The organism is Arthrobacter gandavensis, from assembly GCF_015355785.1.
GTDB classification, from domain to species: Bacteria; Actinomycetota; Actinomycetes; order Actinomycetales; family Micrococcaceae; genus Arthrobacter_B; species Arthrobacter_B gandavensis_A.
Genome location: NZ_JADKYW010000006.1, coordinates 658,503 through 674,993 on the forward strand (window position 1 = coordinate 658,503; position 16,491 = coordinate 674,993).

A 16,491-nucleotide genomic window follows, 5' to 3' on the forward strand; every position below is an offset into this window, starting at 1 on the left:
GTCCTCCCTTGCCGCAGTCCCCCTGCCAACCCGTGCCCGGAAGGTATGGCCGGAATTTGGTTTCCGCCGTGACCGCCGTGTCATTGGCTGCCGCTGTTACAGCCGGCTTGCTGACCACCTCAATGGCCGCCGCGACAGCTGCCCCGTCATCAGGTGTGCCGGATTTAATGGTCACCGAGATAGCACCGGACAACACTGGATATGACAACTTCGAATTCTTTGAGGTCCTGAATACCACTGGGACCGACATTTCCGTTGGGACTGCCGGAGCGCAGCTCTCCTACACTTATGCCGATTCCGATGACCGAAGCCGTGATGTTCTCCTCGAGGTTCCGGACGGGACTGTCATCAAGGCCGGACAGGCAGCCGTGTTCTGGGTGCAGTACCAAACTGCGACAGTAGACACAGCCAGCAAAACGGACGCCGAATTCCGCGCCTACTACGCCTCATTGACCGGATCTGCATCGACCGAGTACCCCTTGGTCCGGGTATCCGGACAGGCCGGACTCGCCAATGGCGGAGAACGCGGCATCCGCGTCTCCGATACGGCCGGCCGGAGCATCAGCTGGTCCTACTACCCCGCCGGCTCCACTGGCATTGATGTCTCCGCCCATTTCGGGTCCGGGGACAGCGGCGGCGGCGCCCTCCAGCTTTTCAGTTCCGGAGCCCCGACCCCCGGGATCGTGGATCCAGCCGCACTGGAGCCAACCGGCCCGGCCCCTGAGCCGACTCCCACCGAGCCGCAGCCAACACCCACTCCGACTGAACCCGAACCTGATCCGTCCCCAACCGGAACGCCTGCGGACCCGAAAACGGCAGCGGGCGCCGAGCTTCAGATCACCGAACTCCTTGCCGACTCGCCGAATGTGGGAGGCTCTGACGGATTCGAGTTCGTCGAGGTCTACAACCCCACCAGCCAGGCCATCAACTTCAGCGACTACCAGCTGCGCTATCTCTACCCGCTGGAAGACCTCAGTAACTCCAGCGTTACGGACTGGCCTGCCACCCCCGGCGACGTTGCGATCCCCGCCGGCGGCACCCTCGTCTTCTGGATTAAGAACGGTCCCAATGACGGCCTGGGCGCCGACGAGTTCAATCGCATCTACGGCACCAGCCTGGCCGCCGGCACCAACATCGTGGAGATCCACACCGGCGGCATGGCGAACGGCAGCGCCCGTGGCATTGAGATCACCACCAAATCCGGAATACCGGTGAACCGGGCGTACTACAACCTCGGCGGGACCAAAGACGTCGCCGCAGGCCAGGGGCTGCAGTACACAGCGGATCCAGAGGACCGGACGCGCCAGGCGCTGCTCGGCAACGCGGCCCCAACGCCGGGTTCAGTATCCGGGCAGCAGGCCGCCAACCCGCTGCAGGTCCTGCCGATCGACGGGGCGGCACCGGAGATCACCGATGCCACAGCGTCCACCTTCAACGCCGGTACCGAGCTGAGCATCGAGGCTGAGGCCAAGGACGACTCGATAGTCCGCAGCCTCACCCTCTACCTCAAGAGCAGCGCGGACCAGGACTTCACCGCCATCAACCTTCAGGCCACCAACACCGGGATACCATCCAGCCTGCAGTTCACCCACAAGGTGGCGACGGCCGACCTTACCGGCAAGAAATGGTATGAGTACTATCTGGCAGCCAGTGACGGGACCACCACCTCACGGACCGAGCTGCGCCGGATCAACGCTGAAGGCGTGGACAACGCGCCTGTCCGCCTTAACCTCGAAGATGGCCAGTTCGTCTCCGGTACCACCACGGTGGCGGCTGCGGCGGACCAGTTCCCCTCTCCCGTGCAGCTGGGCATCGACGGGACCGTCGTGGAGAGCACCGTCCCCGCGCTCGAAGACGAACCGGTTTTCGCGTTTGAGGCAGGCGGCGTTGACACGTTCTTCCGCAACGGTGTCCTTGCGGGGGAAGACGTCCTGCACATTTTTGACGACGGAATCTATGAGGGCTACGAGACCATCACCGTGCCGGTTCCGCTGTCCAAGGTTTCTCCGGGCCGGGACACTGTCCTGAGCGTGTACTCGGGCACGAAGGCCGCCCCGGAAATCGATCCGGATGAAAACAACGACGATTTCCAGATCAAGAACCTGAGGATGATCCTGCCGGATGGCCGCACGCTCTATCCGGCCGGGTACACCGACCCGAACCAGGTGCTGAACATGGGAGACAGCGCCGGGAAACTCGACTTCTTCGATGCTTCCTTCACGGTCCCGGAGAACGCCTTCACCGCCCGTTCCTACGCCTGGGACACCACCGCCGTTCCGGACGGCGGCCACACCGTCAGCGCCGAGATCCCGGGATCATCGCTCACCCGCACCGTCAGCGTTGACAACACCGCCCCCGCGCTGGCAACAACCATCGAGGATGGGCGCGATTACCAGGGCGTCTTCACCATCGACGCTTCTGCCTCGGACGCCGGATCCGGCGTTGACTCCATCAGCGCGGTCCTTGACGGGGAAACGATCCAGCTTCCCTACGAGACGTCGTCGCTCACTCTCCAGGCGGGATCCCATGACCTGGCCATTACGGGCGAGGACAAGGCAGGCAACATCGCCGAACGGACCATCCGGTTCACCACCCCGGTGGAGCAGCCCTCCGCTGACGGACTCTCCCCCGCAGACAACACGGCAATCGACGGCGGTCCCGTGACGTTGAGCGCCCGTGTCACGGACCCCAGCGCAGACCGCCTGGACGTGTGCTTCCGCGAAGGCTACCGCCTTACTCCCGGAACATCATCCATGGCTTCCTACAGCGGCACCACAAGCACCGCCGCCGGACTGGACCGGTCAGCGAAGACCCTGCTGGATCAGGGCGAACTGCAGAAGATCCTTGGCTCTGACGGGATCGAATCGGCTGTGTCTTCCAGCAGCGAATTCCCGTACCAGCTCTTCGAAGTCACCGTCCCTCCGGGGGCGGGGACGGACTACACCGCCCGGCTCAAGTGGACCGGATCGGCCAACCCCGAAGCCAAGGTCCTGATGTACGTGCTGAACAGGACCACCGGTGCGTGGGAAGAAGTGGACCGCCACGTCACCACCAGCGGGGCCGCCGGCGCTGCCGCCTTCGACCTCACGGCCATGGTCCCCGCAGCGGATCACACGGCTGACGGGAAAATGCAGGTCCTGATCCAGCACTCCGAAGGTTTCGCCGGGGCGGACCGGTCCACCCGTTCCACCGCGGTGGCTCCTGCCCATCCCCAGGACACGCCGCGGAACGACTACGACTTCACGCTCGGCTGGGAATCGGACACGCAGTACTACAACGAGACCTTCTACGACCACCAGCTGAACATCCACAAGTATTTCCTGGACCGCCGTGATGACCTCAACCTGCAGTACGTTTTCCACACCGGCGACATCGTCGACGAGTCGGACAAGCAGTACCAGTGGGAAAACGCAGACGCCGCCTACCGGCAGCTGGATGAGGCAGGACTGCCGTACGGGGTGCTGGCCGGAAACCACGACGTCGGACACAAGACGGGAGACTACGGAGCCTTCTCAAACTGGTTCGGCGCCAAACGGTTCAGCCAGAACCCCTGGTACGGCGGCACGTACCAGGACAACCGGGGACACTATGACCTCATCACCGCCGGCGGAATCGACTTCATCATGCTTTACATGGGCTGGGGACCCGCCGACGAGGAAATCGACTGGATGAACAGCATCCTGGAGAAATACCCCGAACGCACCGCAGTGCTGAACCTGCACGAATACCTTCTGACGACCGGCGGGCTGGGTCCGGTTCCGCAGCGGATCCAGAATGAGGTAGTTGCAGCGAACCCCAACGTGTACATGGTCTTCTCCGGGCACTACCACGATGCCTACACCCGGGTGGACGAATTTGATGACGACGGCGACGGCACCGCCGACCGGAAGGTCCAGCAGATCCTGTTTGACTACCAGGGTCTGCCCGAAGGCGGTCAGGGCTTCCTGAGGCTCCTGCACTTCGACAACGCCGCAGGGAACGTCACTGCCCGCACGTACTCACCATCGCTGGACCAGTACAACTCGACGGATCCTTCGCTGGAACCCCAGCATCAGGAATTCACCATGAGCTACGCTGACCTGGGCATCGAGATCCGTGCCAAGGAACTGGCCACCGATGCGTTCTCCGTGGACGTTCTCACCACTGCAGACATCAGCTGCCAGACCGAGGTTGAGAGCGGGTCGGTTGTCACTGCCGCCTGGGCCACCCCGGGCGAAGGCGGGCGGGGCTGGTACGTCGAGACCCGCGACCCCCACGGTGCCGTGCATTACTCCCCGGTAAACCTCCTGGCGCTCAACCCCGGGCCGGTACCCGATCCCACCGATCCTGCTGATCCCCCCGTTCCCGGCGACGGGAACGGGACCGGCGACGGGAACGGCGGCGGCCAGACGCCCGGTACGGGCACTGGCGGTACTGGTACTGGCGGTACTGGTACTGGCGGTACGGGCCAGGCGCCTGGGACCTCCGGGCCCGGCACGGCGGGGGCTGGCACGGACTCCGGCAGCGGCGACTCCGGGCCGGCTGGCAGTAACCCGTCGGCTGCGGACCCGGACGCAGCGAACGGCAAGGGCACACTGGCCGCAACCGGGGTCCAGCGTGGCTGGATGCTTGCAGCCGGAGCAGGGGCACTGCTCATAGCCGCAGGCGTTGTCCTGCGGTTTGCCAAGCGGGGCCGCGCAGCTCAGCACTGACCGCCTCCGCAGGAAACCGCAAGGGCCGTCTATCCGGGAATTTCCCCGGATAGACGGCCCTTGCGGTTTGCCGAAAGGAACTCGCTCCAGCAGTGCCGGGCTAGAAGTCCCAGTCCTCGTCTTCGGTGTTCACGGCCTTGCCTATTACGTAGCTCGAGCCCGAGCCGGAGAAGAAGTCGTGGTTCTCATCCGCATTCGGTGACAGTGCCGAAAGGATAGCCGGGTTCACGTCCGTCAGGGTCGACGGGAACATGGCCTCGTAGCCCAGGTTCATCAGGGCCTTGTTGGCGTTGTAGTGCAGGAACTTCTTGACGTCCTCAGCCAGCCCGACGCCGTCGTACAGGTCGTGCGTGTACTGGACTTCGTTCTCGTACAGCTCGTACAGGAGCTCGTACGTGTAGTCCTTGAGCTCCTGGCGGCGCTCTTCGGAAACGGTCTCCAGTCCGCGCTGGAACTTATAGCCGATGTAGTAGCCATGCACGGCCTCATCACGGATGATCAGGCGGATCAGGTCTGCAGTGTTTGTGAGCTTGGCCCGGGAGGACCAGTACATCGGCAGGTAGAAGCCGGAGTAGAAGAGGAAGGACTCCAGCAGGGTGGAGGCCACCTTGCGCTTCAGGGGATCATCACCGCGGTAGTAGTCCGTGACGATGTGGGCCTTCTTCTGCAGGTTCTCGTTCTCCGTGGACCAGCGGAAGGCTTCTTCGATCTCCTTGGTGGAGCACAGGGTGGAGAAGATCGAGGAATAACTCTTGGCGTGGACGGACTCCATGAACGCGATGTTCGTGTAGACCGCTTCCTCGTGCGGGGTGAGCGCATCGGGGATCAGGGAGACGGCACCAACCGTTGCCTGCACGGTGTCCAGCAGGGTCAGGCCGGTGAAGACGCGCATGGTCAGCTGCTGCTCTTCAGGCGTCAGCGTGTTCCATGACTGGACGTCGTTGGACAGTGGCACCTTCTCAGGCAGCCAGAAGTTGTTCACCAGGCGGTTCCAGACTTCTACGTCCTTGTCATCCTGGATGCGGTTCCAGTTGATCGCCTGCACGTGGTCGATCAGCTTAAGCTTCTCGGTCATTGTTTTCCTTGTCTTGAAGAAGTCGAAGCGGGACGGCGGCTACAGCATGCAGCTGACGCAGCCCTCAACTTCGGTGCCTTCCAGGGCGAGCTGGCGCAGGCGGATGTAGTAGATGGTCTTGATGCCCTTGCGCCAGGCGTAGATCTGCGCCTTGTTGATGTCACGCGTGGTGGCGGTGTCCTTGAAGAACAGCGTCAGGGACAGGCCCTGGTCCACGTGCTGCGTGGCAGCGGCGTAGGTGTCGATGATCTTCTCGTAGCCGATTTCGTACGCATCCTGGTAGTACTCCAGGTTGTCGTTGGTCAGGTACGGAGCCGGGTAGTAGACACGCCCCAGCTTGCCTTCCTTGCGGATTTCGATCTTCGACGCCACCGGGTGGATGGAAGAGGTGGAGTTGTTGATGTAGGAAATCGAACCGGTCGGCGGAACAGCCTGCAGGTTCTGGTTGTAGATGCCGTGCTCCATGACCGAAGCGCGCAGCGCAGCCCAGTCGGCCTGGGTGGGGATGTGCACGCTCTCGAACAGTTCACGCACACGCTCGGTCTGCGGAACCCATTCGCCGTTCACGTACTTGTCGAAGAACTCGCCGGAGGCGTACTTGGACTTCTCGAAGCCTGCGAACGTGCGGCCGGTTTCGATGGCCAGCAGGTTCGAGGCGCGCACGGCGTGGTAAACCACCGTGTAGAAGTAGATATTCGTGAAGTCGATGCCTTCAACGGATCCGTAGTGGACCCGCTCGCGGGCAAGGTAGCCGTGGAGGTTCATCTGGCCCAGGCCGATGGCGTGCGACTGGTCGTTGCCCTTGGCGATGGACGGAACCGAACCGATGTGGCTCATGTCCGAGACAGCGGTCAGCGCACGGATAGCTGTCTCGATGGTGAGGCCGAAGTCCGGCGAATCCATGGTCTTCGCGATGTTCAGCGAGCCCAGGTTGCAGGAGATGTCCTTGCCGGTCTGGTCGTAGGACAGGTCATCGTTGTACGTGGTGGGCTGGGAAACCTGGAGGATTTCCGAGCACAGGTTGGACATGATGATCTTGCCGTCGATCGGGTTTTCCCGGTTCACCGTGTCCTCGAACATGATGTACGGGTAGCCGGATTCGAACTGGATTTCGGCCAGTGTCTGGAAGAACTCGCGGGCCTTGATCTTGGTCTTCTTGATCCGGGAGTCATCGACCATCTCGTAGTACTTCTCGGTGACCGAGACGTCGGAGAACGGCATGCCGTAGACCTTTTCGACGTCGTACGGGGAGAACAGGTACATGTCCTCGTCGCGCTTGGCCAGCTCGAAGGTGATGTCCGGAATAACGACGCCGAGGGAGAGGGTCTTGATGCGGATCTTCTCGTCCGCGTTCTCCCGCTTGGTGTCCAGGAACCGGTTGATGTCCGGGTGGTGGGCGTGCAGGTACACGGCACCGGCGCCCTGGCGGGCACCGAGCTGGTTCGCGTAGGAGAAGGAATCTTCCAGGAGCTTCATCACGGGGATGACGCCGGAGGACTGATTCTCGATCTGCTTGATCGGGGCACCCACCTCGCGGATGTTGGTCAGCGCGAAGGCAACACCGCCGCCGCGCTTGGAGAGCTGCAGTGCGGAGTTGATGGACCGGCCGATCGACTCCATGTTGTCTTCGATGCGCAGCAGGAAGCAGGAGACCAGCTCGCCGCGCTGCTTCTTGCCGGCGTTGAGGAAGGTGGGGGTGGCGGGCTGGAAACGGCCCTCGATGATCTCGTCCACCATCTGGGTAGCCAGCTGCTCGTTGCCGCGGGCCAGGTGCAGGGCAACCATGCAGACGCGGTCTTCGTAGCGCTCCAGGTAGCGCTTGCCGTCAAAGGTCTTCAGCGTGTAGGAGGTATAGAACTTGAAGGCGCCAAGGAAGGTTTCGAAGCGGAACTTCTTCTTGTAGGCGCGGTTGTAGAGCTCACGGATGAAGTTCATCGTGTACTGGTCAAGCGTCTCGCGCTCGTAGTAGTCGTTCTTGACCAGGTAGTCCAGCTTCTCTTCCAGGTCGTGGAAGAACACGGTGTTGTTGTTGACGTGCTGAAGGAAGTACTGGCGTGCAGCCGCGCGGTCGGCGTCGAACTGGATTTCACCGTCCTTGCCGTAGAGGTTCAGCATGGCGTTGAGCTCGTGATAGCCCAGGCCCTTGTAGGCTTCCGGCAGCTCCTTGGAGTCCGTCATGCCGGCTTCTGCGACTGATGTGTCCAAAACTCTTCCAATCCTTGGTTTACCGTGGCAGCGTCCTCCGACGTGCCCATGAGTTCAAATCGATACAAAACGGGGACCTGGCACTTGGCGGAAATGATGTCCGCCGCCAGGCAGTAGTTCTCGCCGAAGTTTGTGTTGCCCGCGCCGATCACACCCCGGATAAGTGCCCGGTTTGATTCGACGTTCAGAAATTTGATGACCTGCTTGGGAACCGCGCCCTTGGCTGCGGCTCCCGGCTGCGCTGCCGTTCCGCCGTAGGTGGGAAGCAACAGCACGTATGGCCTGCGTGCCAGCAGCGTCGGCGCTGAGGTCAGCAGCGGAATCCGTGCGGAAGGCCGGTCCAGCTTGGCCGCGAACCGTCCGGTGTAGCCGGATGCGGAGGTGAAGAACACCAGGTCTGCGTCGGTAACCGGATGGGACTCCGGGAAATCCGGGTCCCCGGCAGAATGGCCCGGGACATGCAGCGTACCGGAGCCTGAGGCGGCTCCGGCTCGCTGATTCACGGTTCCCAATGTCATTGCATCCTGCTTCTTTGACAGCGGTCTGGCTTCCTGGCTGCTGCGCCTGTACTGAATTGCCCGTACTTAATTGCTTGTACTGAGTTACCCGTACTGAGTTACCCGTACTGAGTTACGGCTGCCGTCCCTTATGCCTTCCTGGCCGGAACCGGCAGCGTGCGTCTAGTCCAGGCTAGGCGACGGAGGTGACGCTTGCCTGTGCCAGTTCCTCGATCTTGTCCGGGCGGAAGCCGGACCAGGAGTCCTGGTCCGTGATGACCACGGGAGCCTGCATGTAGCCCAGTGCCCGTACGCGCTCGAGAGCTTCCGGGTCCTGGGACATGTCAACACTCTGGTACGCGATGCCCTTCTTGTCGAGGGCGCGGTAGGTGGCGTTGCACTGTACGCACGAAGGCTTGGTGTAAACCGTAACGGTCATGGTGGTCTCCCCTAGGTAATGCTGAAGTCTGTCCATTGATACTACATCCAGCCACTACATCTAGTGCGACAGCCAGCGCCCTACCCCTAGATGATGTATTACAAGTATGTCATTCCACACGTCCGTCGTCCACAGTTTCTGCACAGGCAACGCCGTTGATTTACGTGGATTTCCGCTGGGAATCGGAGACTTCTCCACAGCCTGTGGAGGCCGGGTGCACAGGCTGTGGGGCCAGTTGAATGAGCGCGTGTCGCCCCTGCTGGGCGTGTCGCGCGTAGTAGCTGTCACCACTAGATATTGTGGTCGACGTCGATTCGACGCACCACAGAGGGGAAAACGACGGCCGTGGTCAACCCGATCCATCTCAAGACACTGCTGGAAGTCATGCGCCGGGGATCCTTCGCTGCGGCCGCAGTGCACCTGGGCTACACCGCCTCAGCCGTTTCGCAGCAGATGTCGGCACTGGAGCGCGAAACCGGAACCATTCTCTTCCAGCGGTCAGCGCGCGCAGCAGTACCGACGGAAGCCGCCGTCGTGATGTCCCGCCATGCCTCAAAGGTGCTGACTGATATGGATGCACTGCTGGCAGCCGCGGCCCGCGCCGAAGCGGGCACCGGACACGAACTGCGCCTGGGCATTTTTCCCAGCCTCGCTACGTTCGCCCTCCCCCGCCTGGTGGGGTCCCCGGATTGGAAGGACCTGGGGATCGACCTGAAGATCTTCGTTGCCGAACCCGGACAGACTATCCAGGGGCTCCGCAGCGGCGGGGAACTGGATGTTGCGCTGGTATTCCAGGTGGGACAGGGAGGCTTGGCCTGGCCCGGAACCGTGAGCCGGCAGTGGCTTGGGGATGACAACTTCCGGGTAGTTCTTCCGGAGGCGTGGGGAATCCGTCCGGGCGCCAAGGTCACCGCTGAACAGCTCTCTGACATGCCGTGGATCATGCATCATCCGGGCACTCCGGATGCGCTCGTCATCGAACGGCTGTTCGCCGGATGCAGCCTCCACCCGAGGGTCGCGGCCTACTGTGACGACTTCAACGCGAGCCTGGGGATGGCCGCGGCGGGCATAGGAGCTGCACTGGTTCCGGAACTTGCCATGCTTAACGGCAGCCGCGGCGTCGTTGTCCTTGATGTCCCGGAGATACGCCTTGCCCGCAGCATCTTTGCCCTGGTCATCAATGACCGGCAGGGCCCGCGCACCCGGGTCTTCCTGGACCGGCTGGCAGACGTGCTGGAGGGCATCAGCATCTCGCCCTCCCCCGGACCGCCGCCCGCGCCGCGAAACCGGGCTGCCGGCCCCGGATAGCCCCGGATAGTGGGACAGGTCGCATAAATCGACGGTCCGGCGGGCAGCAGGCATACTGGCCAAATGGCTCTGCGAGGCAAGACCCTGCCCAAACCCTCCCTGGCGGCTGTATCCAACCGGCTCACCGGAATGCTGCGGTACACCCGGTTCCAGCTGGCCGTTAAGGCGGCCGTAGCAGTCGGCATCGCCTGGAGCCTGGCCCCACTGGTGCCCGGGGTCGCCGCTGAGTATCCCTACTACGCCCCCCTTGGCGCGCTGGTCAGCATGTACCCCACGGTGGCCGGCACGGCGCGGGCCGGAATACAGACCCTGATCGGTCTCGTCAGCGGAATCGGCCTGGCCCTGATCGCCCTCTTCTTCGGCGGGCCCACGGTGTGGACCATCTCCCTGATTGTTGGCCTTGGCGTGCTCCTCGCCGGCATCCCCCGGCTCGGCGCAGGACGGGACTACCTGCCGGTCGCCGCTCTCTTTGTGCTGGTCCTGGGCGGAGACAACGCGGACGGTTACTCCTACGGCTACGCCGTGCAGATGCTCGTGGGGGTGCTGGTGGGACTGACCGTCAACGCAGTGCTGTATCCGCCGCTGCACCTCAACGGAGCCGTGGACGGGCTGGCCTCGCTTCGGCTGACCCTCGCCCGTCAGCTGCGGGAGATGGGCATGGCAGTTGGCGAGTCCTGGCCCCCGGAACACGAAGACTGGTCCAATCGCCGGACTGAGCTCATCTCCTTCAGCCGCGAAGTCCGCGAAGCGGTGCAGCTGGCCGATTCAAGCCGTCACGGCAACCTGCGGCGGCGGCGCCACCAGCGTGATCTCAATGCCGACTTCCGTGCACTGCGCGCCATGGAACGTGTCACGCTCTATGTGGAGGACATGACGGAGGTCCTCGCCACCGCGATCTGGAGCTCACCGGAGGAGACACCGGTTCCGGAAGCGGTTGCCGATGCACTTGAACGCGCCATGCTGGCCTCCGCAGAGGCCGTAGAAACCTGGGATGCGGATACCGAGGAATACACCGAGGCCGTCAACGCCGTCCAGGAGCTGGTTACCACTATGAACGGCCAGGCATCGCCGGATTCACCTATTGATGCCACGGCGTCGCTGGCGATGAGCCTTCGGCGGATTATGCGCACCATCCGCACCGAGGAAGACCAGCCCTAGCCGGCGTCGGGCAGCAGCCCCTGTTCCATCAGCTGGCGGGACATGCCCGCGCCGTCCGGAGCGTAGATCCATGGGATATCCCGGGGAGGTGCCCCCGGGCCGGAGGACCGTCCGCCGGCCAGGACGGCCTCGCTCGGGGAAAGCTGCCGGATGGCCACGGCCCGGACATTCTGCGGATGGGTTCGGCTGAACTCCGCGTAGATCGCCTCGTCGTGCTGGCCGTTATCTCCGATGAGCAACCAGCTGATGTCAGGGAATTCCCTGGCCAGGCGCTCAAGCTGGGTGCGCTTATGCTCCGGCCCGCTGCGGAACCAGCGGTCACGGGTGGGACCCCAGTCAGTGAGCAGCAGCGGTCCGGCCGGGTACAGGTTGCGGGTGATGAAGCGTGTCAGGGTCGCAGCAACGTTCCATGCCCCTGTGGAGAGGTAGAAGACCGGCCCGCCTTCGTTCTCCCGCGTCAGCCGGTCCATCAGCACTGCCATGCCCGGAGTTGGAGTCCTGGCATGCTCGTCAAGCACAAAGGTGTTCCATGCTGCCAGCAGGGGACGCGGCAGTGCCGTGACCATGATCGTGTCGTCAATATCGGATATGACACCGGTCTTGGCCGCTGGATCCACGATGTACACCGGCGAAGCAACCGGCACGGCGTCGGGCTCTGCCTCCGGACGCAGCGTGATGCTCTGCCAGCCCGGAGCAAGGGATGCAGGCAGCACCGTGTCGATGACTCCTCCGCGGTCCGCGGTGACCAGGTGTTTTTCCTCGCCGATCCCGACGCAGACCACGGCGTCGTTGACCGGCGGGCTGATGAAGTTGCGCCAGCCGCGCACCCCGTCCCGCAGTGCCTGGGCGGAACCGGTGCGGGCCGAGAGCTTGCCTGGCTTGGCCAGCACCACTCGTCCCAGCACCCGCACCCAGGACGTCGAGCCGTAACCCGTGAAGGACAGGACCGTCTGCACTCCCCCGCGTTTGCGGGCAGCGTTCATCCGGGTGGAGTGGATCCGGTCCTCGAGCCGGGCACCAATGTGCATTGCCTGGTCCTTGGTGCGTTTGACGGCGGGCAGTCCGGGTACAGAAGTTGAAGGCATGCCCCCAGTCTCGCAGACAGTCAGTGCACTTTATATCCGGCCTTGGCCGGGGATGACGCAAAAGGACGGCCCCGGTCCTGAACTGCTCCCCGAAAGTTGGACTGAGAAATCAGTTCACTCTCGGGGAGCAGTTCTATGCACAGCAGCAGTTCATTGTCGGAAGAGCAGCGTGAGGCAGCGGTAGCCTTATTTGAGCTGGGTTGGGGGTACAAGTCGGTAGCCATGAAGCTTGGCGTGAGCAAGAAGGCTGCAAACGGGTTATACGACCGCTGGAGAGTGCGCGGAGGGACAACACTATTGGCCAAGCCAACCAAGCGTAAGTTTTCGTTTGAGTTCAAGCTCATGGTTGTTCAGCGCTTTCTTGCAGGAGAAACGAAGGTCGCCTTGGCTCAGGAGTTCCAGCTGTCCTCACCCAATCTCATCAAGGCGTGGGTCAGTAAGTACCGCAGCGAAGGCGAAGAGGGCTTGCGTCCTAAACCGAAGGGCCGTCCGAAAGCGCTGACCGAAGCTCCTGCGCGGCCGGTGTCGGAGCTTGAACGGTTGCGTAGGGAGAACGAGCGGCTGCGGGCAGAAGTAGCCTTCCTGGGAAAAGTTCAGGCCTTGAGGGGAAAGGAACGGCGCTAAAAGTCCGCGCTGTCATCGCCCTCAAGGCCGAGCACCGTCTGGACTTGCTCCTTGACGTGGCCGGCTTGGCTCGGTCAACGTTTTTCTACCACCAAGCCCGCTTACAGAACCCGGACCCACAAGCTGAGCTCAAAGCCGCAGTCCGGGAAATCTTCGAGAAGAACCATGCCCGGTACGGTCACCGCCGCATCCACACGGTACTGGTCAAGCAGGGTTGGACCGTGGCGAAAAAGACCGTCTTGAAGCTGATGCGCTCTCTTCGGCTGGTCTGTAAAGTCCGGCGCAGGAAACGCTACGCCTCTTACCGCGGCGAGCAAGGTGTAGTGGCGCCGAACCTGTTGAACCGGGAATTCGAAGCTGCTGCACCAAACCAGAAATGGGTTACGGACGTGACTGAGTTCAGTGTCGGTGACCGCAAGCTCTATCTTTCACCGGTGATGGATCTCTACGACCGGCAGGTAGTGTCTTTTTCGGTCGGGGACTCCCCGAACCTGGAGCTCACGAATTCGTGCCTGCGCGATGCCCTGGCCAGCCTAAGGTCTGGTGAAGCGCCGATGGTTCATTCGGATCAGGGCTTCCAGTATCAGCACCGGTCCTGGCGTGCTCTGCTCAATGATGCCGGCGCAGTCCAGTCAATGTCGCGCAAAGGTAACTGCTACGACAACGCGGTGATGGAGAACTTCTTCGGTCATCTGAAGGAAGAGCTGTTCCACCGGGTCCGGTTCCTGAACACCGATGCCCTGGCAGCGCAGCTCCGCGAGTACATCGGCTGGTACAACAATGAACGCATCTCGACAAAGCTCGAGGGCCTGAGCCCGGTGCAATACCGTGCTCAGGCCCTCGCGGCCTAGGATCTTATTTGGCCAGTCCAACTTTCGGGGAGCAGTTCATCCCGGAGCCGTCCTTTGTTGCCTGTCTCTTCCGGCAGACGTTTGCCTAGCGGTACTGGGACCGCACCGGGCAGTCGAACGGATCGCGGGCGGAGAGGCCCACGCGGTTCAGGTAGCGGACCACGATGGCGTAGGACTGCGTGAGCGTTGCCTCCGTGTACGGAATCTTGTGCTTGGCGCAGTGCTCTTTCACGATTTCCGAAGCGCGGGCCAGGTGCGGGCGCGGCATGCTCGGGAACAGATGGTGCTCAACCTGGTAGTTCAGTCCGCCCATGAACGTGTTCATGCCGCGGCCGGTGATGTTGCGCGAGGTCAGGACCTGGCGGCTGAGGAAATCGACCTTGGAGTCACGCGGGATCAGCGGCATGCCCTTGTGGTTCGGCGCGAAGGACGCGCCCATGTAGACACCGAAAACGCCGAGCTGGACGCCCAGGAAGGCAAATGCCATGCCCACTGGCAGGAAGAAGAAGACCGCAGCCACGTAGAGGCCCAGGCGCAGGAAGACCATGGTGATTTCCGTGTAGCGTCCCTTGACCTTGTTCCTGGAGAACAGGTGCCGGATGGACGTGGCGTGCAGGTTGATGCCTTCAAGCAGCAGCAGCGGGAAGAACAGCCAGCCCTGGCGGCGGGTCAGCCAGGCCATCAAACCCTTCCGGGTCTCGGCCTGCTCAACCTGGAACGAGATGGCGTCCATCTCGATGTCCGGGTCCTTACCCACGGTGTTGGGGTTGGCATGGTGCCGGGTGTGCTTGTTCATCCACCACTGGTAGCTGATGCCCACGACGGCGTTGGCGAGGAATCGTCCGGCGCGGTCGTTCGCGGGGCCGGATTCGAAGACCTGGCGGTGGGAGGCTTCATGGGAAATAAAGGCAAGCTGCGTGAACAGGATGCCCAGGGCTGCCGCAATCAGCAGCTGGAACCAGCTCTCCCCGATCAGGAAGAAGCCGGTGCCGGCAGCGATGAGGCCGGCACAGAGGAACACGAAGGTCGTGATGTAGAAGGCACGGCGCCGCTTGAGCAGGCCTTCGTCGCGGATAATCTTCAGCAGCGCTGAGTAGCTGCTGGCGACAGCGTTCTCGCGGTTCCTGGTAGTACGTGGTTGTGCAGCAATGCTCATAAGCGCCTCTGAAGTCTCTTCGACTTCCCAGCCGCGAAGTAGAGCAAATGCCCTATGGATGTGGCAAGCGTAACCCGGAATACTGGTAGTTCGCTGTGACCGCTGCTTAACAATCAGCTTCCGGCCTTTGCCGGACCGTTCGGGCGCGCACCGTTGACCGCGGACTGACCAGGCGGCAAGCATGGCTTCCACGCACCGCCGCGCCAGTCACAAACCGGGAGCTGCAATGATCCGAGTCCTTTCCATTGACGGCGGCGGAATCCGCGGAATCCGCGGAATCCTCCTTGAATCCAACGCGGTCTCGCAGCTGGCTCACCCCGCCCAGCTCACTGCCATGGAACCGGTCATCGAGTCCCTGTACGGAGCACCCGGCCGCCTCACCCGGAACCTGCTGGGCCTTGCCCTGGGCGAGCGATACGTTCGTCTGCATACTCCGCTGCTTCCCGGCGTCGGCCACGCACTGGATGATGCCGGCCCCGCGAACATCGCCGGCCTGCTCCGAACCGCCAAGGCACTCGCGGCGACTGGCCGGCTTCGGAGCCTCGCGGAGCAGCTGGGCGGCTGAACCGTTTGACATTGACGCTGCGTCAACCCCTAGCGTTGCAGCATGAGCACGAACAACCGGGAACCGGCACGTGAGTTCAGCGTCCAGGACGTGGCGCGCCAGGCCGGCATCACCAGCCGGACCCTTCGCCACTATGACGCGATTGGCCTCCTGCCCCCTGCGCGGACCGGCAGCAACGGCCACCGCTACTACGGACGGGATTCGTTGGTACGGCTGCAGCGCATCCTGCTGCTGCGCGAACTCGGTCTGGGACTGCCCGGGATCGCGGGCATCCTGGAGCGCCGCGAAGACCCCGCTGAGGAGCTGCGGAACCACCTGTCGTGGCTGGAAAAGGAACAGGACCGGCTGCTGCGGCAGGCCGCGTCGGTCCGGAGAACCATCGCAGCACTGGAGAAAGGACTGCAGATCATGCCCGAGGAAACCTTCGACGGATTCGACCACACCCGGTACAGGGACGAGGTTGAAAGCAGATGGGGGAGCCAGGCTTACGCGCGCTCCGACGAATGGTGGAGGAACATGGACGACGGCGAGCGCACAGCCTGGCAGGAGCAAACCCAGGAGCTGGGACGCGCTTGGTCAGAGGCCGCTGAACAGGGAGCTGATCCCGCCGGCCCCGTGGCACACGGACTCGCGGAACGGCATATCGCGTGGCTGAAGAGCGTCCCGGGAGCTCCCACGGGTGCGGGCGAGCTGGATGGCTACGTCCGTTCCCTGGCGGAAATGTATGTGGCTGATCCGCGGTTCGCCGCGAACTACGGCGGGGCCGGTGGCGCGGCTTTCGTCCGGTCTGCCCTCCTTGCCTATTTGGGCAGCGAACCTCAGCCCTAAACGCGCTGC

General features: G+C 62.9%; 13 protein-coding genes. 7 read left to right on the forward strand and 6 right to left on the reverse strand.

The genetic code is table 11. From position 1 onward, the window contains the following. Positions 1 to 167 precede the first annotated feature (167 nt). On the forward strand, positions 168 to 4,691 hold the full coding sequence (locus tag ITX31_RS14855; protein WP_194784148.1) for a metallophosphoesterase: 4,524 nt from the start codon (positions 168 to 170) through the stop codon (positions 4,689 to 4,691). 100 nt (positions 4,692 to 4,791) lie between these two features. Here ITX31_RS14855 and nrdF read toward each other — a convergent pair whose 3' ends face one another. From nrdF to nrdH, 4 genes are all read right to left on the reverse strand, one after another. Next, a complete protein-coding gene (gene nrdF / locus ITX31_RS14860; RefSeq protein ID WP_091604277.1) occupies positions 4,792 to 5,766 on the reverse strand; it encodes a class 1b ribonucleoside-diphosphate reductase subunit beta in 975 nt (324 codons plus the stop codon). A gap of 39 nt (positions 5,767 to 5,805) precedes the next feature. Continuing rightward, on the reverse strand, positions 5,806 to 7,944 hold the full coding sequence (nrdE, locus tag ITX31_RS14865) for a class 1b ribonucleoside-diphosphate reductase subunit alpha (RefSeq protein WP_194784340.1): 2,139 nt from the start codon (positions 7,942 to 7,944) through the stop codon (positions 5,806 to 5,808). Then, entirely contained in the window at positions 7,941 to 8,489 is a 549-nt protein-coding gene (gene nrdI / locus ITX31_RS14870) for a class Ib ribonucleoside-diphosphate reductase assembly flavoprotein NrdI (protein WP_194784149.1), read from the reverse strand. Before nrdI ends, nrdE begins: the two co-directional genes overlap by 4 nt. A 172-nt stretch (positions 8,490 to 8,661) precedes the next feature. Then, positions 8,662 to 8,907 carry a glutaredoxin-like protein NrdH gene (nrdH, locus tag ITX31_RS14875; RefSeq protein ID WP_091605847.1) on the reverse strand — a complete coding sequence of 82 codons (246 nt, stop codon included), beginning with the start codon at positions 8,905 to 8,907 and terminating at the stop codon, positions 8,662 to 8,664. 345 nt (positions 8,908 to 9,252) lie between these two features. Here nrdH and ITX31_RS14880 point away from each other — a divergent pair, with 345 nt between their 5' ends. After that, entirely contained in the window at positions 9,253 to 10,215 is a 963-nt protein-coding gene (locus tag ITX31_RS14880) for a LysR family transcriptional regulator (protein WP_194784150.1), read from the forward strand. A 63-nt stretch (positions 10,216 to 10,278) separates the two neighbouring features. Next, positions 10,279 to 11,373: an FUSC family protein gene (locus tag ITX31_RS14885; protein ID WP_194784151.1), complete on the forward strand. Its 1,095-nt coding sequence runs from the start codon at positions 10,279 to 10,281 to the stop codon at positions 11,371 to 11,373. On the opposite strand, the gene ITX31_RS14890 is transcribed toward ITX31_RS14885, so the two are convergent. Continuing rightward, complete coding sequence (locus ITX31_RS14890; protein WP_228529369.1) at positions 11,370 to 12,458, reverse strand: App1 family protein; 1,089 nt, start codon at positions 12,456 to 12,458, stop codon at positions 11,370 to 11,372. The genes ITX31_RS14885 and ITX31_RS14890 overlap by 4 nt on opposite strands. Positions 12,459 to 12,593: 135 nt before the next feature. On the opposite strand from ITX31_RS14890, the gene ITX31_RS15935 reads away from it, so the two are divergent. Both ITX31_RS15935 and ITX31_RS14895 read left to right on the forward strand, forming a co-directional pair. Continuing rightward, positions 12,594 to 13,082 carry a helix-turn-helix domain-containing protein gene (locus ITX31_RS15935; RefSeq protein ID WP_228529132.1) on the forward strand — a complete coding sequence of 163 codons (489 nt, stop codon included), beginning with the start codon at positions 12,594 to 12,596 and terminating at the stop codon, positions 13,080 to 13,082. Positions 13,083 to 13,126: 44 nt separating this feature from the next. Continuing rightward, on the forward strand, positions 13,127 to 13,933 hold the full coding sequence (locus ITX31_RS14895) for an IS3 family transposase (RefSeq protein WP_228529133.1): 807 nt from the start codon (positions 13,127 to 13,129) through the stop codon (positions 13,931 to 13,933). Positions 13,934 to 14,018: 85 nt separating this feature from the next. On the opposite strand, the gene ITX31_RS14900 is transcribed toward ITX31_RS14895, so the two are convergent. Continuing rightward, positions 14,019 to 15,089: a fatty acid desaturase family protein gene (locus tag ITX31_RS14900; RefSeq protein WP_194784152.1), complete on the reverse strand. Its 1,071-nt coding sequence runs from the start codon at positions 15,087 to 15,089 to the stop codon at positions 14,019 to 14,021. A 226-nt stretch (positions 15,090 to 15,315) separates the two neighbouring features. Here ITX31_RS14900 and ITX31_RS14905 point away from each other — a divergent pair, with 226 nt between their 5' ends. Further along, on the forward strand, positions 15,316 to 15,654 hold the full coding sequence (locus ITX31_RS14905; RefSeq protein WP_194784153.1) for a hypothetical protein: 339 nt from the start codon (positions 15,316 to 15,318) through the stop codon (positions 15,652 to 15,654). A 42-nt stretch (positions 15,655 to 15,696) separates the two neighbouring features. After that, a complete protein-coding gene (locus tag ITX31_RS14910; RefSeq protein WP_194784154.1) occupies positions 15,697 to 16,482 on the forward strand; it encodes a MerR family transcriptional regulator in 786 nt (261 codons plus the stop codon). Positions 16,483 to 16,491: the final 9 nt, after the last annotated feature.